Source organism: Citrobacter sp. R-1.5.2 (assembly GCF_035064245.1).
Lineage (GTDB): Bacteria > Pseudomonadota > Gammaproteobacteria > Enterobacterales > Enterobacteriaceae > Citrobacter.
The window spans coordinates 1-25528 of the sequence record NZ_JASEYC010000023.1 but is presented as its reverse complement, the minus strand read 5'-3'; the positions used below and the strand labels follow the sequence as shown (position 1 = coordinate 25528).

Genomic DNA, 25528 nt, shown 5'->3' with positions numbered 1-25528 from the left:
TCTCTTGCTTCATCCGTCGTCTGACAAGCCATATCCTTACTTTTATTTGGAATGAGCTATGTCTGCCACTACTAAACCATCACGCCGCGAACAGCGCGCTCAAGCCCAACACTTTATCGATACCCTGGAAGGGACCGCCTTTCCTAACTCAAAACGCATCTATATCACCGGTTCGCAGCCGGATATCCGCATCCCGATGCGCGAAATTCAGCTTAGCCCAACGCTAACTGGCGGCACGAAAGACAATCCTCAATTTGAAGAGAATGAAGCCGTTCCGGTTTACGACACCTCCGGTCCGTATGGCGACCCTGACGTGGCAATTAACGTACAACAGGGTCTGGCAAAACTACGCCAGGCGTGGATTACGGCGCGCAATGATAGCGAAGAGTTAGATGACCGCAGCTCGGCTTACACTAAAGAGCGCCTGGCCGATGATGGCCTTGATGAACTGCGTTTTACGGGTCTGCTGACGCCAAAACGTGCCAAGGCTGGTAAGCGTGTGACCCAGCTACACTATGCTCGCCAGGGGCTCGTTACCCCAGAGATGGAGTTTATCGCCATCCGCGAAAACATGGGCCGTGAGCGTATTCGCAGTGAAGTATTACGCCACCAGCATCCGGGGATGAACTTTGGTGCACGCCTGCCAGAAAACATCACGCCGGAATTCGTGCGTGACGAGGTCGCTGCCGGGCGTGCCATTATTCCAGCCAACATCAACCACCCGGAATCAGAACCGATGATTATCGGTCGTAATTTCCTGGTGAAGGTGAACGCCAACATCGGCAACTCGGCGGTGACCTCCTCCATTGAAGAGGAAGTGGAAAAACTAGTGTGGTCCACCCGCTGGGGCGCGGATACCGTGATGGACCTGTCGACCGGCCGCTATATCCATGAAACCCGCGAGTGGATCCTGCGTAACAGCCCGGTGCCAATTGGTACTGTACCGATCTACCAGGCACTGGAAAAGGTCAACGGGATCGCCGAAGATCTCACCTGGGAAGCCTTCCGCGATACGCTGCTGGAGCAGGCTGAACAGGGCGTTGACTATTTCACCATTCATGCAGGCGTACTGCTGCGCTATGTGCCGATGACCGCCAAGCGTTTGACCGGTATTGTCTCGCGCGGTGGTTCTATTATGGCGAAGTGGTGCCTCTCCCATCACAAAGAGAACTTTCTGTTTGAGCACTTCCGCGAGATCTGTGAAATCTGCGCCGCCTATGACGTTTCTCTGTCGCTGGGCGACGGCCTGCGTCCAGGCTCGATTCAGGATGCCAACGACGAAGCACAGTTCTCTGAGCTACATACGCTGGGTGAACTGACCAAAATAGCCTGGGAATATGACGTGCAGGTGATGATTGAAGGCCCAGGTCATGTGCCAATGCATATGATCCAGCGCAACATGACCGAAGAGCTGGAACACTGCCACGAAGCACCGTTCTATACCTTAGGGCCGCTAACCACCGATATTGCGCCAGGCTATGACCACTTCACGTCAGGCATTGGTGCGGCGATGATTGGCTGGTTTGGCTGTGCCATGCTCTGCTACGTAACGCCAAAAGAACACCTTGGTCTGCCCAATAAAGAAGATGTGAAACAGGGTCTTATCACCTATAAGATTGCCGCGCATGCTGCTGATTTGGCCAAAGGGCATCCGGGTGCGCAGATCCGTGATAACGCTATGTCAAAAGCACGTTTCGAATTCCGTTGGGAAGACCAGTTTAATCTGGCGCTCGACCCGTTCACTGCTCGCGCTTACCACGACGAAACCCTGCCGCAGGAGTCCGGGAAAGTAGCTCACTTCTGCTCCATGTGCGGGCCGAAGTTCTGTTCGATGAAAATCAGCCAGGAAGTGCGCGACTACGCCGCTGCACAGACGATTGAAGTCGGGATGGCGGATATGTCGGAGAACTTCCGCGCCAAAGGCGGTGAAATCTATCTCAAAAAAGAGGAGGCGTAATGTACCAGCCTGATTTTCCCTCCGTGCCATTCCGCCTCGGGCTTTACCCGGTCGTAGATAGCGTCGAGTGGATTGAGCGTCTGCTGGGGGCAGGCGTGCGTACTATCCAGTTGCGTATCAAAGACAAACATGATGAAGAGGTCGAAGAAGACGTTGTTGCCGCTATCGCGCTGGGGCGTCGTTATGATGCTCGCCTGTTTATCAACGATTACTGGCGACTGGCTGTTAAACACAACGCGTATGGGGTACATCTGGGGCAGGAAGACCTCGAAACCACCGACCTGAAAGCGATTCAGGCGGCGGGATTGCGCCTTGGTGTTTCGACTCACGATGATATGGAGATTGATGTGGCGCTGGCGGCTCGCCCTTCTTATATCGCGCTGGGTCATGTCTTCCCCACGCAAACCAAGCAGATGCCTTCAGCCCCACAGGGTCTGGCACAACTGGCACATCATATTGAGCGGCTGGCTGATTACCCTACCGTCGCGATTGGTGGCATCAGCCTTGAGCGCGCGCCTGCGGTACTGGGTACCGGCGTCGGCAGCATTGCTGTCGTCAGCGCCATCACCCAGGCAACGGACTGGCACGATGCCACGACACAGTTGTTGGCGATTGCAGGAGCAGGCGATGAATGACCGCGACTTTATGCGCTATAGCCGGCAGATCCTGCTTGGCGATATCGCGATTGAAGGCCAGCAAATGCTGATCGACAGCCATGTGCTGATTGTCGGGTTAGGTGGGCTAGGTTCGCCTGCCGCACTGTATCTGGCAGGTGCGGGCGTCGGCAAGCTGACGCTGGTCGACGATGACGATATTCATCTGAGTAATCTGCAGCGCCAGATCCTGTTTACCACGGATGATATCGCCCGCGCCAAATCACAAGTCGCACAGCAGCGGCTTACCCGCCTCAACCCGGATATCGACGTGGTAGCGCTCCAGCAACGCCTGCAAGGTGATGCGCTCAGACATGCTGTAGCACGTGCCGACGTGGTGCTCGACTGTACTGACAACATGGCAACCCGCCAGCAGATTAACGCCGCCTGCGTGGCGCTCAATACACCACTCATTACCGCCAGTGCCGTCGGTTTCGGCGGCCAATTAATGGTGCTGACTCCGCCCTGGGAACAGGGGTGTTACCGCTGCCTGTGGCCGGATGATGCGGAGCCAGAGCGCAACTGCCGCACTGCAGGCATTGTGGGCCCGATCGTCGGGGTAATGGGAACCTTGCAGGCTCTGGAAGCAATCAAATTACTCAGCGGAATTGAAACCCCAGCCGGAGAGTTGCGTCTGTTTGATGGCAAAACCAGCCAGTGGCGTAGCCTGGCGCTGCGCCGTGCCAGCGGTTGCCCGGTCTGTGGAGGGCAACATGCAGATTCAGTTCAATGATGAGCCAATGCAGTGCGCCGAGGGGCAAACCATCAGCGAACTGCTGACACAGCTTAATCAGCATAAACCGGGAATGGCGCTGGCACTAAACCAGCAGATCCTGCCACGTGAGCAGTGGCAACAGCAAATCGTGCAGGAAGGCGACCAGATCCTGCTTTTTCAGGTCATTGCAGGGGGTTGATATGTTACGTATTGCCGACAAAACGTTTGATTCACATCTGTTTACTGGCACCGGGAAATTCGCCTCATCACAGCTGATGGTCGATGCCATTCGCGCCTCCGGTAGCCAGTTGGTGACGCTGGCAATGAAACGCGTGGATCTACGACAGCACAACGACGCGATTCTGACACCGCTTATCGAAGCCGGCGTCACACTTCTGCCTAACACTTCAGGGGCCAAAACGGCAGAAGAGGCTATCTTTGCCGCCCAACTGGCACGTGAAGCGCTAGGGACACGCTGGCTGAAGCTGGAAATCCACCCTGACGCACGCTGGCTACTGCCGGACCCTATCGAAACCCTGAAAGCCGCCGAAGCACTGGTAAAGCAGGGCTTTGTGGTACTGCCCTACTGCAGCGCGGACCCGGTACTGTGTAAACGGCTGGAGGAGGTTGGTTGTGCTGCGGTAATGCCGCTCGGCGCGCCCATCGGTTCTAATCAGGGGCTGGAAACCCGCGCGATGCTGGAGATTATTATCCAGCAGGCGACCGTTCCGGTGGTGGTTGATGCAGGCATCGGTGTTCCGAGCCACGCTACGCAGGCGCTGGAGATGGGGGCCGATGCGGTGCTGGTCAACACAGCCATTGCCGTGGCTGACGATCCGGTGATGATGGCAACCGCCTTCCGTCTGGCCGTTGAAGCTGGCTTGCTGGCACGCCAGGCGGTACCAGGAAGCAAAAGTTCGCAGGCAAGTCCTACCAGCCCGTTAACCGGATTTCTGGAGGCCTTCTCATGAAAACTTTCGCCGATCGCTGGCGACAACTGGACTGGGACGACATCCGCCTGCGCATCCACAGTAAAACCGCTGCAGATGTGGAACGGGCTATCAATGCCTCGCAACTCACACGCGATGACTTGATGGCCTTGCTCTCCCCTGCCGCCGCCGCCTATCTGGAGCCGCTGGCGCAGCGGGCGCAGAAACTTACTCGCCAGCGCTTTGGCAACACCGTCAGTTTTTACGTCCCGCTGTATCTCTCTAATCTGTGTGCCAATGACTGTACCTACTGCGGCTTCTCTATGAGTAACCGTATTAAGCGTAAAACACTGGACGAAGATGAGATTAGCCGGGAGTGCGCGGCCATCCGCGAGCTGGGTTTCGAGCACCTCCTGTTGGTCACTGGCGAACATCAGGCCAAAGTCGGCATGGATTACTTTCGTCGCCATTTCCCCGCTATTCGCCGCCAGTTCGCCTCATTACAGATGGAAGTACAGCCGCTGTCAGAGGCTGAATATGCGGAACTGAAGGCGCTGGGACTGGATGGAGTAATGGTGTATCAGGAGAGCTACCATGAAGCGGTTTATGCCCGGCACCATCTGAAAGGGAAAAAACAGGATTTCTTCTGGAGGCTGGACACGCCAGACAGACTGGGGCGCGCTGGCATCGATAAAATCGGCCTGGGAGCGTTGATTGGTTTGTCCGATAGCTGGCGGGTTGATTGTTATATGGTCGCCGAGCATTTGCTGTGGATGCAGCAACATTACTGGCAGAGCCGTTACTCCATCTCCTTCCCGAGACTACGTCCGTGTACCGGAGGTGTAGAGCCAGCGTCAATTATGGATGAACGCCAGTTGGTGCAAACCATTTGTGCATTTCGCTTGCTGTCGCCGGAAATTGAACTGTCGCTTTCCACCCGTGAGTCTCCGTGGTTCCGTGACCATGTGATCCCGCTGGCGATCAACAACGTCAGTGCTTTCTCGAAAACGCAACCCGGTGGGTATGCTGATAACCATCCTGAACTGGAACAGTTCTCTCCACACGACGATCGTCGCCCGGAAATTGTCGCTGACGCATTGATTGCACAGGGATTACAACCCGTGTGGAAAGACTGGGACAGCTATCTGGGAAGGACGTCTCAGGTGTCGTAAATCTGAGGAGACCGCATAAACGAAAAAACCCGCTTACGCGGGTTTTTTATTCACTGACACTTATCTGCTCAGGCTCTGGCCTTCATCGCTATCGCAAGTGCTCGTGGGATTATCGGCAATTACAGCGCGATAACGTTAACAGCAGACGGACCTTTAGCGCCGTTCTCAACAGAGAATTCCACTTTTTGACCTTCGTCTAAGGTTTTAAAATCGTTGCTCTGGATGGCTGAAAAATGCACAAATACATCTTTGCCACCGTCCTGAGGAGTGATAAAGCCAAAGCCTTTTTCAGGGTTAAACCATTTTACTAAACCAGTCATTTTGTTAGACATAGATACTTCCTTTCATGTTTTGAGCCGCTTATGCAGCGAAGATGGCCTGTTTTGCAGAAATTAACTTATGGGGCACTTAGGAGGAGGCTCACGATGAAGAGTATCTGAGGATAACGCTTGAACTGAGAACTGCTTTACTAAAACTGCTTACATAAGGTCTGTGTTCCAAACCGATGCCATTATAGTAGACTTGCTTCTAATCATTATGCAAGCATTAATTTATTTAATATCCATCAACAGGTGAAATGTTGAGCCAGTGCGTCTGTGCGGAAAGGTAACGTATTGATGTATAAATAATAAAAGCCCTGACCGTTGCAGCCAGGGCTTTAAGTTACTACAAACTTCAGATTTAACATTAATAGACTTAACAATTTTGTACTGCTGTTGATACTACATTTTAAATGTACACGTTTATCACAGATAATATTGGATGCTGATACTAACTAACACTTTCCTCTATTTATCGTTAAATAAACCCAGCCAACTTGATAATAAAACTCAAGAATGGCGACCTAAACAAGTACACTTCCCCTTGCGACATATACTCTTTGATGCGTGGCCTTACTTCCCTTGCAAGCTCTTATAAAAGAAACCTGCCAACATTAACTATTAAATCATGACCTTACATCGTCGCACTTTCTTTACTACTTTGCGATTAGATAAATCAACTACAGAGCCTGAAAACATTGTCGATGTGCAAAGATAATAACTTCAGCATCGACTACCCCATACAACAGAATATTTCGTGGCCCTTATCGCAACCCCCTATCAAACGCTACTAACACTTACTAATTTAACAGCAAATGACTATTTCTCCGCTGTTAAGTATTAACATACGGGTTTAAAAAACAGTGTCAATACTGTTTTTAATAACATGTCTTTATTGACAGTAATTATTAATATCTACGCCTGAACACTATGGGAAAAACTGCTTTTTGGGTCAGACCAGGCCGGCCAGAGCCCCGCTTGTAACCGGTTTCAGAAAAAATGGCATTTCTTTGTGATGCCAGACACACAATCGTCGCAAAGCGGTTGTTGCTGTTGCCCGCACGAGATAATTATCAATAAATACCCGTTGATCGAGACTCACTATGAAAAACATCGTTTTATGCTGTGCCGCTGGGATGTCCACCAGCATGCTGGTGCAAAGGATGAAAGATGCCGCCCAGAAAAAAGGCGTCGATGTGGCTATCAAAGCAGTCCCGGTGGCTGAATTTGAAGAAAATATCGCCACTGCAGATATTGTTTTACTCGGTCCGCAGGTTAAGTATGAACAGGCCAAACTTCAGGCGCTTGCCGACCCGCTAGGCAAAAAGGTCGCCGTTATCGATATGATGGATTACGGCATGATGAAAGGTGATGCCGTACTGGATAAAGCACTGAAGTTACTGGAGTAATGGCATGGAAGAGTTAGAAACAATCATCATGGAATTACTCGTGAATGCGGGTGCTGCCCGCAGCCAGGCCCTCACAGCGCTGCAACTGGCGCGTAAAGGTGATTTCACGGGTGCAGAACAAGCGATGACGGAATCACGCGAGTTCGTTAAACAAGCGCATAAAATTCAGACCCAACTTATCGGTATAGACGAAGGTACGGGAAAGTTACCGGTCAATCTCATCACCGTCCATTCGCAGGACCATTTGATGAACGCGATGGTGATTCAGGATCTGGCGGGCGACATGATTGAACTTTATCGGCGCTTACCGCCGGTAAATTGATGGTGCTACCGAATGGCTTCTTAGGCCTGATAAGCGCAGCGCCGCCAGGCATAAACATAGATATAAAAAAACCCGCCGAAGCGGGTTTTTTATTAGGGTCAACAACGATTAATCGTTATCAGAACCGCCCAGACCTGCGTTCAACAGCTCTGCCAGGCTGGCAGAAGCATCTTCAGCAGTGACCTGCGGTGCAGCTGGCAGTTCGCCTGCTGCGCGGCGGCGCATACGATCCTGGTGGTACGCATAACCGGTACCAGCCGGGATCAGACGACCCACGATGACGTTCTCTTTCAGACCGCGCAGTTCATCACGTTTACCTGCAACAGCGGCTTCGGTCAGGACACGCGTGGTTTCCTGGAACGATGCTGCAGAGATGAAGGACTCGGTTGCCAGAGACGCTTTGGTAATACCCAGCAGATCGCGGGAGAATGTTGCACCCACTTTGCCGTTCGCTTCCAGCTCGCGGTTAGCGATCTTGACGCGAGAGTATTCAACCTGCTCGCCTTCGAGGAAGTCGGAGCTACCCGCATTTTCGATGGTGGCTTTACGCAGCATCTGACGAACGATAACTTCGATGTGTTTATCGTTAATCTTAACACCCTGCAGACGGTATACGTCCTGAACTTCGTTAACGATGTAACGAGTTACAGCATGCACACCACGCAGACGCAGGATATCGTGCGGCGCTTCCGGACCGTCGGAAACTACGTCACCACGTTCTACACGTTCACCTTCGAACACGTTGAGCTGACGCCATTTCGGAATCATCTCTTCGTACGGTTCGCTGCCATCTACCGGAGTGATAACCAGACGACGTTTCCCTTTGGTTTCTTTACCGAAGGAAATGATGCCGCTGATTTCTGCCAGGATAGCCGGCTCTTTCGGACGACGGGCTTCGAACAGATCCGCAACGCGAGGCAGACCACCGGTGATATCCTTGGTACCGCCGGATTCCTGCGGAACACGCGCCAGGGTGTCACCAGAACTGATCTGTACGCCATCTTCCAGCTGAACAATCGCTTTACCCGGCAGGAAGTACTGAGCAGGCATGTCAGTGCCTGGGATCAGAACGTCGTTGCCCTGAGCATCAACAATTTTCAGTGCCGGACGCAGGTCTTTACCACCCGCAGTACGCTCTGCAGAATCCAGAACCACCAGCGAAGACAGACCGGTCAGCTCGTCGGTCTGACGAGTAATGGTCTGGCCGTCGATCATGTCGGTGAAGCGGACGAAACCACTCACTTCGGTGATAACCGGCATGGTATGCGGATCCCAGTTTGCTACGGTTTCGCCGCCAGCAACCTGTTCGCCATCACCTTTCGCCATAACAGAGCCGTAAGGCACTTTATAGCTTTCTTTGGTACGGCCGAATTCGTCGATCAGTTTCAGTTCGGTGTTACGTGAGGTGATAACCAGTTTACCGCTGGAGTTCACAACCGACTTCGCATTGCTCAGACGGATGCTACCTTTGTTTTTCACCTGGATGCTGGATTCAGCAGCCGCACGAGATGCCGCACCACCGATGTGGAACGTACGCATCGTCAGCTGTGTACCCGGTTCACCGATGGACTGTGCCGCGATAACACCGATTGCTTCACCTTTGTTGATGATGTGGCCACGCGCCAGGTCACGACCGTAGCAGTGCGCACATACACCAAAGTCGGTGTCACAGGATACAACGGAACGTACCTTGACGGAGTCAACGGAGTTCTCTTCCAGCAGGTCACACCACTGTTCGTGCAGCAGCGTATTACGAGGAACCAGAATATCCGCCGTACCCGGCTTCAGAACGTCTTCAGCAGTCACACGACCCAGAACGCGATCGCGCAGCGGCTCTTTAACGTCACCACCCTCGATAACCGGGGTCATGGTGATGCCTTCCAGCGTGCCACAATCGTCTTCAGTAACGACCAGATCCTGCGCGACGTCAACCAGACGACGAGTCAGATAACCGGAGTTCGCTGTTTTCAGTGCGGTATCCGCCAGACCTTTACGCGCACCGTGCGTGGAGATGAAGTACTGGAGTACGTTCAGACCTTCACGGAAGTTCGCGGTGATTGGCGTTTCGATGATGGAGCCATCTGGCTTCGCCATCAGACCACGCATACCTGCCAGCTGACGAATCTGTGCTGCAGAACCACGCGCACCGGAGTCGGCCATCATGTAGATGCTGTTGAAGGAAACCTGCTGCTCTTCTACGCCGTCACGGTTAATAACGGTTTCAGTTTGCAGGTTATCCATCATCGCTTTGGATACACGATCGTTCGCCGCAGCCCAGATATCGATAACTTTGTTATAGCGTTCGCCCGCGGTTACCAGACCAGACTGGAACTGCTCCTGGATCTCAGCAACTTCAGCTTCTGCTTCAGAGATGATCTCGTGTTTCTTCTCTGGGATGACCATGTCATCAATACCAACAGATGCCCCTGAACGCGCTGCATAAGCAAAGCCGGTGTACATGGTCTGGTCAGCGAAGATAACGGTCGGCTTCAGGCCCAGAATGCGGTAACAGGTGTTCAGCATTTTGGAGATAGCTTTCTTGCCCAGCGCCTGGTTGACGATGGAGAAAGGCAGACCTTTCGGTACGATCATCCACAGAATGGCACGGCCAACAGTCGTGTCTTTCAGGCTGGTTTTCGCTACGAATTCACCGTTTTCATCTTTTTCGTATTCGGTGATACGCACTTTAACGCGCGCATGCAGAGAGGCCAGACCTGCGCGATAAATACGCTCAGCTTCTTTCGGGCCAGTCAGCACCATGCCTTCGCCTTTGGCGTTAACACAGTCACGGGTCATGTAGTACAGACCCAATACAACGTCCTGAGACGGAACGATGATAGGTTCGCCGTTCGCCGGGGACAGGATGTTGTTGGTAGACATCATCAGCGCACGCGCTTCGAGCTGGGCTTCCAGCGTCAGCGGTACGTGAACAGCCATCTGGTCACCATCGAAGTCGGCGTTATATGCCGCACAAACCAGCGGGTGCAGCTGGATAGCTTTACCTTCGATCAGTACCGGTTCAAATGCCTGGATACCCAGACGGTGCAGTGTTGGTGCACGGTTCAGCAGTACCGGGTGTTCGCGGATAACTTCGTCCAGGATATCCCAAACGACAGCTTCTTCACGCTCAACCATTTTCTTAGCGGCTTTGATGGTGGTGGCGAGGCCACGCAGTTCCAGTTTGCCGTAGATGAACGGTTTGAACAGTTCCAGTGCCATTTTCTTCGGCAGACCGCACTGATGCAGACGCAGGTATGGACCTACGGTGATTACAGAACGACCGGAGTAGTCAACACGCTTACCGAGCAGGTTCTGACGGAAACGACCCTGCTTACCTTTGATCATATCGGCCAAAGATTTCAGAGGGCGTTTGTTAGAACCGGTGATCGCACGACCGCGACGACCGTTATCCAGCAGGGCGTCGACCGCTTCCTGCAGCATACGTTTTTCGTTGCGTACGATGATGTCCGGCGCAGCCAGATCCAGCAGACGTTTCAGACGGTTGTTACGGTTGATCACGCGACGATACAGATCGTTCAGATCTGAGGTTGCGAAACGACCACCATCCAGCGGAACCAGCGGACGCAGATCTGGCGGCAGAACCGGCAGAACGGTCAGGATCATCCACTCTGGCTTGTTGCCAGACTGTACGAAGGCTTCCAGCAGTTTGATACGCTTGGTCAGCTTCTTACGCTTGGTTTCGGAGTTGGTTTCGTTCAGCTCTTCGCGCAGAGTTTCACACTCTTGCTCCAGATCCATGCTCTTCAGCAGGGCCTGGATGGCTTCCGCACCCATCTTCGCGTCGAATTCGTCACCGAACTCTTCCAGCGCGTCCAGATACTGCTCTTCAGTCAGGATCTGTTGACGTTCCAGGTTAGTCATACCGCCTTCGATAACAACATAAGATTCGAAGTACAGTACGCGTTCGATATCGCGCAGTGGCATATCGAGCAGCAGACCGATACGGGACGGCAGAGATTTCAGGAACCAGATGTGAGCAGTCGGAGACGCCAGCTCGATGTGGCCCATACGCTCACGGCGTACTTTAGTCTGGGTCACTTCAACGCCGCACTTCTCACAGATCACACCACGGTGTTTCAGGCGCTTGTACTTACCGCACAGGCACTCATAGTCTTTTACCGGCCCAAAGATACGGGCGCAGAAAAGGCCGTCACGCTCAGGTTTGAACGTACGGTAGTTAATGGTTTCCGGCTTCTTAACTTCACCGAAAGACCATGAACGGATCATGTCTGGCGAGGCCAGCGCAATTTTGATCGCATCAAACTCTTCGGTTTTAGTCTGCGCTTTCAGAAACTTTAATAAATCTTTCACGGATTTGCTCCCGTCGGAGTTAGCACAATCTGGCGCTGGCGGTTAAGCCAGCACCAGTGACCTGTTTGATCGAGAGTTACTCGTCTTCCAGCTCGATGTTGATACCCAGCGAACGAATCTCTTTCAACAGTACGTTGAAGGATTCTGGCATGCCTGGTTCCATCTGATGGTTGCCGTCCACGATGTTCTTATACATCTTAGTACGACCGTTCACGTCATCAGACTTAACGGTGAGCATTTCCTGCAGGGTGTATGCTGCGCCATATGCTTCAAGCGCCCACACTTCCATCTCCCCGAAGCGCTGACCACCGAACTGCGCCTTACCACCCAGCGGCTGCTGAGTAACCAGGCTGTAAGAACCGGTAGAACGCGCATGCATCTTGTCATCAACCAGGTGGTTCAGTTTCAGCATGTACATGTAGCCAACGGTAACCTGGCGCTCGAACTGCTCACCGGTACGACCGTCGAACAGTGTGATCTGACCGGAAGTCGGCAGGCCACCCAGCTGTAACAGTTCCTTGATTTCAGACTCTTTCGCACCGTCGAACACCGGCGTTGCGATAGGCATACCTTTTTTCAGGTTTTCAGCCAGACGCAGAACTTCTTCATCGCTGAAGGTATTCAGGTCAACTTTCTGACGAACATCTGAACCCAGATCGTAAGCACGCTGGATGAATTCGCGCAGTTTCGCGACTTCCTGCTGCTGTTTCAGCATGGCGTTGATCTTATCGCCGATACCTTTCGCAGCCATACCCAGGTGGGTTTCAAGGATCTGACCGATGTTCATACGCGATGGTACGCCCAGCGGGTTCAGTACGATGTCTACCGGCGTACCGTTAGCATCATGTGGCATATCTTCGATCGGGTTGATCTTAGAAATTACACCCTTGTTACCGTGACGACCTGCCATTTTATCACCAGGCTGGATCCGACGTTTAACCGCCAGATAAACCTTAACAATCTTCAGCACGCCCGGTGCCAGATCGTCGCCCTGTGTGATTTTACGGCGTTTCGCTTCGAGTTTTTTCTCGAACTCGTGTTTCAGTTCGTCGTACTGCTCAGCCAGCTGTTCCAGCTGATTTTGTTTCTCTTCGTCGGTCAGGCCGAGTTCCAGCCAGCGATCGCGTGGCAGTTTGTCGAGCTTCTCAGCTTCAACACCACCGGCAACCAGCACAGCGTAGATACGGCTGAACAGGCCAGCTTCGAGGATCTGCAGTTCTTCAGACAGGTCTTTCTTAGCCTGCTTCAGCTGCATTTCTTCGATTTCCAGCGCACGTTTGTCTTTTTCTACGCCATCGCGAGTAAAGACCTGAACGTCGATAATCGTACCGGAAACACCGTTTGGCACGCGCAGAGAAGAGTCTTTAACGTCAGACGCTTTCTCACCGAAGATTGCACGCAGCAGCTTCTCTTCTGGCGTCAGTTGGGTTTCACCTTTCGGCGTTACCTTACCAACCAGAATGTCGCCACCGGTGACTTCCGCACCAATGTAAACGATACCGGATTCATCCAGTTTGGAGAGTGCAGCTTCACCCACGTTCGGGATGTCAGCGGTGATCTCTTCCGGCCCCAGCTTGGTGTCACGGGACACACAGGCCAGTTCCTGAATGTGGATGGTGGTGAAACGGTCTTCCTGGACAACACGCTCGGATACGAGGATGGAGTCTTCGAAGTTGTAACCGTTCCATGGCATGAATGCCACGCGCATATTCTGACCCAGTGCCAGTTCACCGAGGTCGGTGGACGGACCGTCAGCCAGCACATCACCACGTTCAACCGGTTCGCCCAGAGACACACATGGCATCTGGTTGATACAGGTGTTCTGGTTAGAACGGGTATATTTGGTCAGGTTATAAATGTCGATACCTGCTTCGCCCGGGTACATCTCGTCTTCGTTAACTTTGATAACGATACGGGAAGCATCCACGTACTGAACAGTACCGCCACGCTTAGCAACTGCAGTAACACCGGAGTCAACGGCAACAGCACGTTCCATACCGGTACCAACCAGCGGCTTATCAGCACGCAGAGTCGGAACCGCCTGACGTTGCATGTTCGCACCCATCAATGCACGGTTGGCGTCATCGTGTTCCAGGAACGGGATCAGGGACGCACCGACGGAAACCACCTGCTGGGTGGATACGTCCATGTAGTCAACCTGGTCGCGGCTGAACAAGCTGGATTCGCCTTTGCTACGGCAGGTAACCAGATCTTCTACAAAGTGGCCTTCGTCATCCAGGTTGGAGTTCGCCTGAGCGATAACGTAGTTGCCTTCTTCAATAGCAGACAGGTAATGAATTTCGTCAGTTACAACACCGTCGGTTACTTTACGATACGGAGTCTCAAGGAAGCCGTATTCGTTAGTCTGTGCATACACGGACAGGGAGTTGATCAGACCGATGTTCGGACCTTCAGGCGTTTCGATTGGACATACGCGACCGTAGTGAGTCGGGTGTACGTCTCGAACTTCGAAGCCTGCGCGTTCACGGGTCAGACCGCCTGGGCCGAGTGCGGAGATACGACGTTTGTGCGTAATCTCAGACAGTGGGTTGTTCTGGTCCATAAACTGAGACAGCTGGCTGGAACCGAAGAACTCTTTCACTGCTGCAGAAATCGGCTTGGCGTTGATCATATCCTGAGGCATCAGGGTATCCAGATCGCCCAGAGACAGACGCTCTTTCACCGCACGCTCAACACGTACCAGGCCAACGCGGAATTGGTTTTCCGCCATTTCGCCTACGGAACGGATGCGACGGTTGCCAAGGTGGTCGATATCATCGACTTCGCCTTTACCGTTACGGATATCGATGAGCTTCTTCATCACTTCAATGATGTCGTCTTTGCTCAGGATACCGGAACCTTCGATTTCGTCGCGCAGCAGAGAACGGTTGAACTTCATACGACCAACCGCAGACAGGTCATAGCGGTCTTCGGAGAAGAACAGGTTCTCGAACAGGCTTTCAGCAGCTTCGCGTGTCGGCGGCTCACCAGGACGCATCATACGGTAGATTTCTACCAGTGCGCTCAGACGATCGTTGGTTGGGTCGACACGTACAGTTTCAGAAATGTACGGACCGTGGTCCAGATCGTTAGTGAACAGCGTTTCGATACGCTTGTGACCAGACTGGCTCAGCTTAGCCAGCAGATCCAGGCTCAGCTCCATGTTAGCTGCGCAGATCAGCTCGCCAGTGGATTCGTCAACGTAGTCTTTAGCCGCAACTTTACCCGCAATGTACTCAACCGGAACTTCGATATGCTTGATATCGTCTTTTTCCAGTTGGCGAATGTGGCGCGCAGTGATGCGACGACCTTTTTCGACGTAGACTTTGCCGTTAGCTTCAATGTCAAAGGATGCGGTTTCACCACGCAGGCGTTCCGGCACCAGCTCCATCTGCAGCTTGTTGTCGCGAATTTCAAAGACAACTTTCTCAAAGAACAGATCCAGAATCTGCTCAGTGGTGTAGTTCAGTGCACGCAGAATAATGGTCGCTGGCAGTTTGCGGCGACGGTCAATACGTACGAACAGGTTGTCCTTCGGATCGAATTCGAAGTCCAGCCAGGAACCACGGTAAGGAATGATGCGCGCGTTATACAGCACTTTACCCGAAGAGTGGGTTTTACCTTTGTCGGAGTCAAAGAAGACGCCAGGACTACGGTGCAGCTGAGAAACGATAACACGCTCAGTACCGTTGATAACAAAGGTACCGTTGTCAGTCATGAGCGGAATTTCGCCCATGTAGACTTCTTGTTCTTTAATGTCTTTTACGGTGCCTTCCGGCGCTTCGCGCTCGTAGATCACCAGACGCAGTTTTACGCGCAGCGGTGCGGAATAGGTCACGCCACGGATCTGACATTCCTGAACGTCAAACACCGGTTCGCCAAGGCGGTAGCTGACGTATTGCAGCTCGGAATTACCGCTGTAGCTCTGAATCGGGAAAACGGAACGGAAAGCTGCTTCCAGACCATACTGCCCTTCAGGATCTTGCTCGATGAACTTCTGAAACGAGTCAAGCTGGATAGAAAGGAGATAAGGTATGTCCAACACTTGTGGACGTTTACCAAAATCCTTACGAATACGTTTTTTCTCGGTATAGGAGTAAACCATTAGGGTTCCTCAGCTCGCTGACAAGTCGACCCATCTGTCCGACGAAGGGACAGTTTGTGCAACACTATTTTGTTGACCGGAAAATCGAATACTTTCCGCAATGCCTGTTGCTATCACGCTTAAACCATTTCATTGCGATTTACACAGAACTGGCGCTCTGTCGCAGTATATTAAGGCGTCGATAGAAACAAGCATTGAAAGGCACAGCAGTAGTCAAACAGTGTGAAATGCTACTGGCGCCTTACAGCGCAAAAAGGCTGGTGACTAAAAAGTCACCAGCCATCAGCCTAATTTCTTAGGCTGCAACCAGAAAAGTTGGCTTATTTAACTTCAACTTCAGCGCCAGCTTCTTCCAGAGATTTTTTCAGTGCTTCTGCGTCGTCTTTGCTGATGCCTTCTTTCAGGGCAGCCGGAGCAGATTCTACCAGGTCTTTAGCTTCTTTCAGACCCAGGCCAGTTGCGCCACGTACTGCTTTGATAACAGCAACTTTGTTAGCGCCAGCAGCTTTCAGAATTACGTCGAATTCAGTTTTTTCTTCAGCAGCTTCAGCCGGGCCAGCAGCTACAGCTACAGCAGCAGCAGCGGAAACACCGAATTTTTCTTCCATTGCAGAAATCAGTTCTACAACGTCCATTACGGACATAGCGGATACTGCTTCAATGATTTGATCTTTAGTGATAGACATTTAAATTGTTCCTGAAAATCAGAATAAGTTTATACGTAAGCAGATGCTTGAGTAAGATAACTGCGATTAAGCAGCTTCTTTCGCATCGCGTACAGCAGCCAGAGTACGAACCAGTTTGCCAGCCGAAGCTTCTTTCATGGTTGCCATCAGGCGTGCAATTGCTTCTTCGTAGGTTGGCAGAGTTGCCAGACGATCGATATTCGACGCCGTAATCAACTCACCTTCAAAGGCTGCGGCTTTGACCTCAAATTTTGCATTCGCTTTCGCGAACTCTTTGAACAGACGAGCAGCAGCGCCCGGGTGTTCCATAGAGTATGCAATCAGGGTCGGACCAACAAACGTGTCTTTCAGGCACTCGAACTGAGTACCTTCAACGACGCGGCGCAGCAGGGTGTTACGAACAACACGCATGTATACGCCAGCTTCACGACCTGCTTTACGCAGTTCAGTCATTTTATCTACAGTTACGCCACGGGAATCCGCAACTACTGCAGACAGCGCGCCTTTGGCTACTTCGCTGACTTCAGCAACAATCGCTTGTTTGTCTTGAAGATTTAAAGCCATTAGCTTTGCTCCTGGATGTTTGCCGGAACTCATGTTCCGGAACTCACTTCACTCCCCCCAACGGAGAGAGCGTCTAAATACGGTGAGCAGAAACAAGCCAGAGTATCAGAAATAATCTTAGCGTTCTGTCACCGTCTACGCAGGGCATTAAGTTTCTGACGAAACACCTGCGGTCTTCGACGGAGGCCTGGATAGGCCAGGCTCCAACGAACAAATCTTGTCTATGACTTCGTCCTTTGAACTGTAGTCGCGTTAGCTGCTCTCGCTCACACCGGTCATGTAGTTAACTACACTCCCGGCGATTCACTCAATTGCTGCCTTGCTACAATTCAGATGACTCACATAGAGTTCTGTTTATTTCAACAGAAACGTGGGGGTAAGATTGTAGACAAAATCACCGCCCACGTAAAGCTAATCTTAGACGTTCGCAGACGCGCTCAGACCAGCCTGATCAACGGCAACACCAGCACCCATGGTGGTGGAGATGCTAACTTTCTTGATGTACACGCCTTTAGCCTGAGTCGGTTTAGCTTTTTTCAGCGCAACCAGCAGAGCTTCCAGGTTTTCTTTCAGTTTGTCAGCGTCAAAATCCACTTTACCGATGGTAGTGTGAATGATGCCGTTTTTGTCGTTACGGTAACGAACCTGACCTGCTTTAGCGTTCTTAACGGCTTCAGCAACGTTCGGCGTTACAGTACCAACTTTCGGGTTTGGCATCAGGCCACGCGGACCCAGAACCTGGCCCAGCTGGCCAACAACGCGCATTGCATCCGGGGAAGCAATAACAACGTCAAAGTTCATTTCGCCTTTTTTGATCTGGTCAGCCAGATCTTCCATACCTACCAGCTCAGCGCCTGCAGCTTTAGCAGCTTCAGCGTTTGCGCCCTGGGTAAATACGGCTACGCGAACGGAACGGCCAGTACCGTGCGGCAGTACAGTTGCACCACGTACGTTCTGGTCAGATTTACGTGCGTCGATGCCGAGGTTAACGGCAACGTCTACGCTTTCTACGAATTTAGCAGTGGCCAGCTCTTTCAGCAGAGCGATAGCTTCGTTGATATCGTACTGTTTAGTAGCATCAACTTTGTCACGGATCACGGACATGCGCTTGGTCAGTTTAGCCATTTCTTAGTCCTCCACTACCAGGCCCATGGAACGTGCAGTACCTTCGATGGAGCGAGTCATCGCTTCAATGTCGGAACCAGTCATGTCGGCAGCTTTGGTCTGCGCGATTTCCTGCAGCTGAGCGCGGGAAATTTTACCCACTTTGTCTTTGTTCGGCTTACCGGAACCAGACTTGATACCAGCCGCTTTCTTCAGCAGTACTGCTGCCGGAGGCGTTTTGGTAACGAAAGTGAAAGAACGGTCAGCGTAAACGGTGATAACAACCGGAATCGGCAGACCTTTTTCCATGGAATCAGTTTTTGCGTTGAACGCTTTGCAGAATTCCATGATGTTCACGCCTTGTTGACCCAGTGCTGGACCTACCGGCGGGCTCGGGTTAGCCATACCAGCTGCAACCTGCAGCTTGACATAGGCTTGGACTTTCTTAGCCATTCTAAATTCCTCTAGTTGGGTTATAGCGCCTCAAGGAGGCTCCCCGTGATTAAATTCGTTTTACGGACAGAATCCATAAAAACAAAAGGCGCGAAATTGTATTTCAATCTCGCGCCTTGTGCAACGATTAAATCGTCGCTTTTTTGATCGACGTGTTAGGCTTTTTCAACCTGAGCGAAGTCCAGTTCAACTGGAGTCGCACGACCGAAGATAGACACGGAAACTTTCAGACGAGACTTCTCGTAATCCACTTCTTCAACCACACCGTTAAAGTCAGCGAACGGACCGTCGCTAACACGAACCATTTCACCTGCCTCAAACATCGTTTTCGGACGTGGCTTATCACCAACCTGCTGCAAGCGGTTCATGATCGCATCAACTTCTTTGTCGCTGATAGGTGCCGGACGGTCAGATGTACCGCCGATAAAGCCCATCACACGCGGCACGCTACGCACCAGGTGCCAGCTTGCATCATTCATTACCATCTGGACCAGTACATAGCCCGGGAAGAATTTACGCTCGCTTTTGCGACGCTGGCCGCCACGGATTTCGACCACTTCTTCGGTCGGTACCATGACTTCACCAAACAACTCTTCCATATTTTGTAACTTGATATACTCACGCAGCGAGGTCGCTACGCGGCCTTCAAAACCGGAAAACGCCTGAACGACGTACCAGCGCTTTTTAGGGGCTTCAGACATCTTAGAACCTCAGGCCAGTGATAAAGGATACCAGGCGAACCAGAATACCATCCAGTCCCCACAGGATCAGTGACATTACCGCAGTGACCGCAGCAACGATCAGCGTGGTGTGCAGCGTTTCCTGGCGAGTTGGCCAAATGACCTTACGGACTTCGGTTCTCGCTTCACGGGCAAAAGCAACGGTCGCTTTACCTTTTGTAGTCAACAGCGCGACACCACCCGCTGCGGCAATCAGAATCACTACGGCCAGCGCACGCAGCGGCAGCATCATGTCACGATAGAGGTAGTTGCCAACGATAGCTACAAGCAGCAATACAGCGACAACAACCCACTTCATCGCTTCCAGGCCGCGCCCGCTTCCTTGAGCTTCGGTATTCGCACTCATAAACCAACCTGTCAGAAGTATCTACAAACATTTTCACCCCGCGTAAGCGAGGCGATCCAAACCGAAATGCTCTGGTGCGTTTCGGACTAAACGCCCTCTTCAGAGCCTGTCTCAGCAATGATTATGACAAAAAAAATCACTGATGAGCCAGGTTCTGGTGTGAAAGCGTGCAAAAAGGGCATCAAATGATGCCCTTTTATTGCGCATTGCGTCAAATGTTATCGGCAATTAGCTCATTACTTTGGCAACAACGCCCGCGCCAACGGTACGGCCGCCTTCACGGATTGCGAAACGCAGACCGTCGTCCATCGCGATCGGGTGGATCAGGGTAACAACCATTTTGATGTTGTCGCCCGGCATTACCATCTCTACGCCTTCCGGCAGTTCGATGGTACCCGTCACGTCAGTAGTACGGAAGTAGAACTGCGGACGGTAGCCTTTGAAGAACGGAGTATGACGGCCGCCTTCGTCTTTGGACAGAATGTACACTTCAGATTCGAACTTGGTGTGCGGCTTGATAGAGCCCGGCTTAGCCAGTACCTGACCACGTTCGATTTCTTCACGTTTGATACCACGCAGCAGAACACCAACGTTCTCACCAGCACGGCCTTCGTCCAGCAGTTTGCGGAACATTTCAACGCCAGTACAGGTAGACTTGGCAGTCTCTTTGATACCAACGATTTCAACTTCTTCACCAACTTTGATGATACCGCGTTCTACACGACCGGTAACAACGGTACCACGACCGGAGATGGAGAATACGTCTTCGATAGGCAGCAGGAACGGCTTGTCAATCGCACGCTCTGGTTCCGGGATGTAAGAATCCAGGAAGCCAGCCAGTTCGATGATTTTCGCTTCCCACTCTGCTTCGCCTTCCAGCGCTTTCAGAGCAGAACCACGAACGATCGGCGTGTCGTCGCCCGGGAAATCGTACTGAGACAGAAGTTCACGAACTTCCATTTCTACCAGTTCCAGCAGCTCTTCGTCATCAACCATGTCGCATTTGTTCAGGAACACGATGATGTACGGAACGCCTACCTGACGACCCAGCAGGATGTGCTCACGAGTCTGCGGCATCGGGCCGTCAGTCGCAGCAACAACCAGGATCGCGCCGTCCATCTGCGCAGCACCGGTGATCATGTTTTTAACATAGTCGGCGTGGCCCGGGCAGTCTACGTGCGCGTAGTGGCGAGTCGGGGTGTCATATTCAACGTGAGAAGTGTTGATGGTGATACCACGTGCTTTTTCTTCCGGCGCGTTATCGATCTGATCGAATGCGCGAGCAGCACCGCCGTAGGTTTTAGCCAGAACGGTAGTGATTGCAGCGGTCAGCGTTGTTTTACCATGGTCAACGTGGCCGATAGTACCGACGTTAACGTGCGGTTTAGTACGTTCAAATTTTTCTTTAGACATCGATTGTCCCTCTAAGACACGGATAAATCGGTGATATCACCACATCAACCAGGCAATATACCTGAGCTGTTGAATGCTTTTAAAAGTAAACAGAGAGAAACGGGAAGGAGAAGTGAAGTGGTGCTGATACCCAGAGTCGAACTGGGGACCTCACCCTTACCAAGGGTGCGCTCTACCAACTGAGCCATATCAGCACGTCTGGAGCGGGCAGCGGGAATCGAACCCGCATCATCAGCTTGGAAGGCTGAGGTAATAGCCATTATACGATGCCCGCATCCTGAAACTCGGCTACCCAGTTCTTTCTGTAACAAAAAAGAGATTTCTCTCTTTTTGTTTGAGCTGATTAAATTTTTTAACCAACTCAGGCGGCGATAACGCTGCCAGAAAGTGGTGGTGGGGGAAGGATTCGAACCTTCGAAGTCTGTGACGGCAGATTTACAGTCTGCTCCCTTTGGCCGCTCGGGAACCCCACCGGACTTGATGGTGCCGACTACCGGAATCGAACTGGTGACCTACTGATTACAAGTCAGTTGCTCTACCTACTGAGCTAAGTCGGCATCAAGTAGCGCGCATTTTATGGATACCTGCGTGCTCATGCAACTAAAAAATTGCATAAAATGTTCTTCCGCTCACATTTTGCACTATACGTCCGATAAATAATCTATTTCTTGTCTGAATTGCACAAATTTCCAACGCTGGGCCTTATAACCGGAGAGGGTTTTGCTCCGTTATTCACGTTCGGACAGAGAGAAAGCACATCTTTATACATCTGGAATACTCGTCACAATGCTTTTCAGGGGACGATTTTTTCTTATTATTCCCCCTCATCTGGTGTTACCCTCCTGCCCATTGTCCAAATTAACTGAAATGTGCGTGCCATTGCGTGCCGGGGATGATTTCGTTTTTTATCACTGACCTGATATAGCAATGACAGCCAGACCATGCGTATGAGTATAAAAGAGCAAGCGTTAACGTCGCCTTACCTACAGTTTGATCGCAACCAGTGGGCTGCGCTTCGTGATTCAGTGCCGATGACCCTGACCGAGGAAGAGATTGCTCGTCTGAAAGGCATTAACGAAGACTTATCGCTGGAAGAAGTTGCTGAGATTTATTTGCCTCTATCGCGTTTGCTAAATTTTTACATCAGTTCAAACCTGCGACGCCAGGCTGTTCTGGAGCAATTTTTAGGCACAAACGGCCAGCGTATTCCTTATATCATTAGTATTGCAGGCAGTGTTGCAGTTGGTAAAAGCACAACCGCGCGCGTTTTGCAGGCACTGCTGAGCCGCTGGCCAGAGCACCGCAAAGTTGAGCTGATTACGACCGATGGTTTCCTTCACCCAAACCAGGTGTTGAAAGAACGCGGGCTCATGAAGAAGAAAGGCTTCCCCCAGTCTTATGATATGCACCGTCTGGTAAAATTTGTTTCCGACCTGAAGTCAGGCGTCCCTAACGTCACCGCACCGGTCTATTCACATCTGATCTATGATGTGATCCCTGATGGCGACAAAACAGTTGCCCAGCCGGATATATTGATTCTCGAAGGGTTAAATGTATTACAAAGCGGAATGGACTACCCCCACGACCCGCATCATGTATTTGTTTCTGACTTCGTCGATTTTTCTATTTACGTTGACGCGCCAGAGGAATTACTCCAGACGTGGTACATCAATCGATTCCTGAAATTCCGTGAAGGGGCATTTACCAATCCTGACTCTTATTTCCATAACTACGCGAAATTGTCCGAGGATGAGGCTGTCAATACAGCAATGTCGCTCTGGAAAGAGATTAACTGGTTGAATTTAAAACAAAATATACTACCTACGCGTGAGCGAGCCAGTTTAATCATGACCAAGAGCGCCAATCATGCCGTTGAGCAAGTCAGGTTAAGAAAATAAATAAAAAAAGGGGAGCCGATGCTCCCCTTCTTATTATTCGGCACTTCTGAGCGATATTTCTCCGCCCATCCATGGTGTTATCTTGCCATTCTGTTCAAGCAATAGTGCACCTTGTGCATCTATTCCTCGCGAGATACCAAATATTTCTTTATCGCCAATAATGAGTTTAACTGGGCGGTTGATAAAGTTATCAAGTACCTTCCAGCGTGATAAATAAGGCACCAACCCCTCTTGCTCAAACAGTATCAGCGCAGCACGAAGCTCGCGGATCAGCCGGGCCGCAAGCGTATTACGGTCAATGTTTATGCCTGCTTCCTGTAAGTTAATCCACCCCTGATTAACCACATTCTCTTCTACCCGGCGCATAGACATGTTAATTCCGGCACCAATAACGATCTGCGCGGCATCACCCGTCTTTCCGGTGAGCTCAACCAGAATGCCGGCCAGTTTTCGATCGAGCAGGTAGAGATCATTAGGCCATTTCACACGGACTTTATCCGCCCCCAGATCGCGTAAAACCTCAGCCATGACGATACCAATGACCAGACTCAGGCCAATCGCCGCTGCCGGGCCCTGCTCCAGGCGCCAGAACATAGAGAGATACAGGTTAGCACCAAATGGCGAGAACCATTTACGCCCACGTCGGCCACGACCAGCCTGCTGATACTCCGCTACGCAGGCATCTCCGGATGTCAGTTGCCCAATTCGATCCAGCAGATACTGGTTGGTTGAATCAATTACGGGTAGAACGGTGATGTTTCCGCCACCCAGTTGAGAATGAATAACGGATGAGTCTAGCAGTTGGATGGGCTCTGGTAAGCTGTAGCCTTTACCTGGAACAGTAAATACATCAACGCCCCAGTCGCGTAACGTCTGGATGTGTTTGTTAATCGCTGCACGACTCATTCCCAGTTTTTCACCGAGTTGCTCACCTGAATGGAATTCGCCATCAGCCAATAATGAGATGAGCGTCAGGGGGACGGTATTATCCTTCATGCGATGATCTCCACAGCATTCACTTCACCCTGCGGGCCCATAAATCTAACCTCTGGCTCAAGCCAGACATTAAACTTCTCCCCCACTTTATGTCGTACATGATGTGCAAGTTGCACGACATCCTGGCTCGTCGCATTACCCGCATTGATCAGTACCAGTGCCTGTTGTTGATGTACTGCTGCGCCACCAATACGCATGCCTTTGAGCTGACACTGATCGATAAGCCAGCCAGCGGCCAGCTTCACTGAGCCATCGGCCTGGGGATAGTGAGGTGCGGTCGGGAATTGTGACAGGAGTTCCTGCGCAATATCTGCGGTGACAACCGGGTTTTTAAAGAAGCTTCCCGCATTACCGTTCACTTTTGGATCGGGCAGCTTTGTTGTTCGCATGTGGCAGACGGAATCAAACACCTGATGAGGTGTGACCGTTGCAGGATCCAGACGCGTCAAATCGCCGTATGTCAGTACGGGCTGCCACTGTTTAGACAAACGCAGACCGACGGCTACAATCGCGACGCGATCCTGATACTCATGCTTAAAGATACTGTCACGATACCCGAAACGACATTCCGCAGCACTTACACGCAGATGCTTACCGGTCGCCAGTTCAATGCAGTCCACATATTCGCAAACACGCTGAAGTTCCACACCATAAGCACCAATGTTCTGGATTGGCGATGAGCCAACACAGCCGGGAATAAGCGCCAGGTTTTCCAGCCCAGGCATGCCAAGTTGCAATGTATGCTGTACCAGATGATGCCAGTTCTCACCAGCCCCAACGTGTAGATACCACGCGTCAGGCTTCTCTGTAACCTCTATACCTTTGATACGGTTGACGATCACCGTGCCATGGAAATTATCGAGGAACAGGACGTTACTCCCCTCACCCAGAATCAGTACCGGATGGTTTAATACATTGGCAGCTTGCCAGGCGTTCAATAGTTGTTGCTCATTTTCAGCACAAACAATCTCGATGGCAGACTGGTCAATGCCGAAGGTGTTCCAGGCTTTAAGGGAGTGATTCATAGACGCTTTCCTGATGCAAAATCGCGCTTAGTTTACCGCATATGCCGCAGGATGGCTTGTTTTATGGAAGCGTGGGGGGTTGCTTTGTGCCCGATGGTGCCGCGATGTGCCTGATGCGCTGCGCTTATCAGGCCTGCAGGAACGGATGCATAGATAATGGTGCAGGCTGCTGTAAGCCGGATAAGACGGGACGCTACTTCCGGCAAGGTATCGCCGGGAGTGCCTGATGCGCTGTGCTTATCAGGCCTACCTTGTGGTGCCGTTGTAGGCCGGATAAGGCGATACGCCGCATCCGGCGGTTTCCACCCCGCGCAGACGCAAAAAAGCCCATCCGGCAGGATGGGCTTCTTCACTTATTTGATGCCTGGCAGTTTATGGCGGGCGTCCTG

Annotated in this window: 21 protein-coding genes, 4 tRNA genes and 1 pseudogene; 10 read left to right on the top strand and 16 right to left on the bottom strand. The window is 51.7% G+C overall.

All coding sequences use genetic code 11. The features are described 5' to 3' along the window. The first annotated feature begins 58 nt into the window (after positions 1–58). From thiC to thiH, 6 genes are read left to right on the top strand one after another with little or no spacing between them, the layout of a single operon-like run. Positions 59–1957, top strand: a complete 1899-nt coding sequence (thiC, locus tag QMN38_RS24360) for a phosphomethylpyrimidine synthase ThiC (protein WP_323606265.1) — start codon at positions 59–61, stop codon at positions 1955–1957. Continuing rightward, entirely contained in the window at positions 1957–2592 is a 636-nt protein-coding gene (thiE, locus tag QMN38_RS24355; protein WP_323606263.1) for a thiamine phosphate synthase, read from the top strand. The genes thiC and thiE overlap by 1 nt, the downstream gene beginning before the upstream one ends. Then, positions 2585–3343, top strand: coding sequence for a HesA/MoeB/ThiF family protein (locus QMN38_RS24350; RefSeq protein ID WP_323606261.1), 759 nt, complete (start codon positions 2585–2587; stop codon positions 3341–3343). Before thiE ends, QMN38_RS24350 begins: the two co-directional genes overlap by 8 nt. Further along, complete coding sequence (gene thiS / locus QMN38_RS24345) at positions 3324–3524, top strand: sulfur carrier protein ThiS (protein WP_202037215.1); 201 nt, start codon at positions 3324–3326, stop codon at positions 3522–3524. Before QMN38_RS24350 ends, thiS begins: the two co-directional genes overlap by 20 nt. A gap of 1 nt (position 3525) precedes the next feature. Then, on the top strand, positions 3526–4296 hold the full coding sequence (gene thiG / locus QMN38_RS24340) for a thiazole synthase (protein WP_271442058.1): 771 nt from the start codon (positions 3526–3528) through the stop codon (positions 4294–4296). Then, on the top strand, positions 4293–5426 hold the full coding sequence (gene thiH / locus QMN38_RS24335) for a 2-iminoacetate synthase ThiH (protein ID WP_323606258.1): 1134 nt from the start codon (positions 4293–4295) through the stop codon (positions 5424–5426). Before thiG ends, thiH begins: the two co-directional genes overlap by 4 nt. A 119-nt stretch (positions 5427–5545) precedes the next feature. Here the strand turns inward: thiH and cspE are convergent, their stop codons facing one another. Continuing rightward, positions 5546–5758, bottom strand: a complete 213-nt coding sequence (gene cspE / locus QMN38_RS24330) for a transcription antiterminator/RNA stability regulator CspE (protein WP_271442056.1) — start codon at positions 5756–5758, stop codon at positions 5546–5548. A 1091-nt stretch (positions 5759–6849) separates the two neighbouring features. On the opposite strand from cspE, the gene QMN38_RS24325 reads away from it, so the two are divergent. Together QMN38_RS24325 and QMN38_RS24320 are read left to right on the top strand one after the other, a co-directional pair. Further along, positions 6850–7155, top strand: coding sequence for a PTS sugar transporter subunit IIB (locus QMN38_RS24325; RefSeq protein WP_271450395.1), 306 nt, complete (start codon positions 6850–6852; stop codon positions 7153–7155). 4 nt (positions 7156–7159) lie between these two features. Further along, complete coding sequence (locus QMN38_RS24320; protein ID WP_137383233.1) at positions 7160–7477, top strand: PTS lactose/cellobiose transporter subunit IIA; 318 nt, start codon at positions 7160–7162, stop codon at positions 7475–7477. Positions 7478–7585: 108 nt separating this feature from the next. Here the strand turns inward: QMN38_RS24320 and rpoC are convergent, their stop codons facing one another. From rpoC to QMN38_RS24255, 13 genes are all read right to left on the bottom strand, one after another. Then, a complete protein-coding gene (gene rpoC, locus QMN38_RS24315) occupies positions 7586–11809 on the bottom strand; it encodes a DNA-directed RNA polymerase subunit beta' (protein ID WP_005132891.1) in 4224 nt (1407 codons plus the stop codon). 76 nt (positions 11810–11885) lie between these two features. Continuing rightward, complete coding sequence (gene rpoB / locus QMN38_RS24310) at positions 11886–15914, bottom strand: DNA-directed RNA polymerase subunit beta (RefSeq protein ID WP_199948064.1); 4029 nt, start codon at positions 15912–15914, stop codon at positions 11886–11888. 320 nt (positions 15915–16234) lie between these two features. Further along, complete coding sequence (gene rplL, locus QMN38_RS24305) at positions 16235–16600, bottom strand: 50S ribosomal protein L7/L12 (RefSeq protein WP_003033114.1); 366 nt, start codon at positions 16598–16600, stop codon at positions 16235–16237. Between the two features lie 66 nt (positions 16601–16666). After that, positions 16667–17164, bottom strand: coding sequence for a 50S ribosomal protein L10 (gene rplJ, locus QMN38_RS24300; protein ID WP_005132895.1), 498 nt, complete (start codon positions 17162–17164; stop codon positions 16667–16669). Between the two features lie 417 nt (positions 17165–17581). Then, complete coding sequence (gene rplA / locus QMN38_RS24295; RefSeq protein WP_198907431.1) at positions 17582–18289, bottom strand: 50S ribosomal protein L1; 708 nt, start codon at positions 18287–18289, stop codon at positions 17582–17584. A 3-nt stretch (positions 18290–18292) separates the two neighbouring features. After that, positions 18293–18721 carry a 50S ribosomal protein L11 gene (gene rplK / locus QMN38_RS24290; protein ID WP_003033122.1) on the bottom strand — a complete coding sequence of 143 codons (429 nt, stop codon included), beginning with the start codon at positions 18719–18721 and terminating at the stop codon, positions 18293–18295. Positions 18722–18876: 155 nt separating this feature from the next. Next, a complete protein-coding gene (nusG, locus tag QMN38_RS24285; protein WP_323606252.1) occupies positions 18877–19422 on the bottom strand; it encodes a transcription termination/antitermination protein NusG in 546 nt (181 codons plus the stop codon). 1 nt (position 19423) lies between these two features. Next, positions 19424–19807: a preprotein translocase subunit SecE gene (gene secE / locus QMN38_RS24280; protein ID WP_003033128.1), complete on the bottom strand. Its 384-nt coding sequence runs from the start codon at positions 19805–19807 to the stop codon at positions 19424–19426. Between the two features lie 228 nt (positions 19808–20035). Further along, positions 20036–21220 carry an elongation factor Tu gene (gene tuf, locus QMN38_RS24275; protein ID WP_003031109.1) on the bottom strand — a complete coding sequence of 395 codons (1185 nt, stop codon included), beginning with the start codon at positions 21218–21220 and terminating at the stop codon, positions 20036–20038. A gap of 118 nt (positions 21221–21338) precedes the next feature. Further along, positions 21339–21414 (bottom strand) — tRNA-Thr (locus QMN38_RS24270). Positions 21415–21419: 5 nt separating this feature from the next. Then, a tRNA-Gly gene (locus tag QMN38_RS24265) sits at positions 21420–21494 on the bottom strand. 114 nt (positions 21495–21608) lie between these two features. Further along, positions 21609–21693, bottom strand: a tRNA-Tyr gene (locus QMN38_RS24260). An 8-nt stretch (positions 21694–21701) separates the two neighbouring features. After that, positions 21702–21777 (bottom strand) — tRNA-Thr (locus tag QMN38_RS24255). 19 nt (positions 21778–21796) lie between these two features. On the opposite strand from QMN38_RS24255, the pseudogene QMN38_RS24250 reads away from it, so the two are divergent. Beyond that, positions 21797–21877 (top strand): annotated as a pseudogene (locus tag QMN38_RS24250) (hypothetical protein); the annotation flags it as partial. A gap of 290 nt (positions 21878–22167) precedes the next feature. Then, positions 22168–23118 (top strand): type I pantothenate kinase, encoded by a 951-nt coding sequence (gene coaA / locus QMN38_RS24245; RefSeq protein WP_271442069.1) that lies wholly within the window; start codon positions 22168–22170, stop codon positions 23116–23118. Positions 23119–23151: 33 nt separating this feature from the next. On the opposite strand, the gene birA is transcribed toward coaA, so the two are convergent. Together birA and murB are read right to left on the bottom strand one after the other, a co-directional pair. Beyond that, positions 23152–24114 carry a bifunctional biotin--[acetyl-CoA-carboxylase] ligase/biotin operon repressor BirA gene (gene birA / locus QMN38_RS24240; protein WP_323606250.1) on the bottom strand — a complete coding sequence of 321 codons (963 nt, stop codon included), beginning with the start codon at positions 24112–24114 and terminating at the stop codon, positions 23152–23154. Next, complete coding sequence (gene murB, locus QMN38_RS24235; protein WP_323606248.1) at positions 24111–25139, bottom strand: UDP-N-acetylmuramate dehydrogenase; 1029 nt, start codon at positions 25137–25139, stop codon at positions 24111–24113. The genes birA and murB overlap by 4 nt, the downstream gene beginning before the upstream one ends. Positions 25140–25528: the final 389 nt, after the last annotated feature.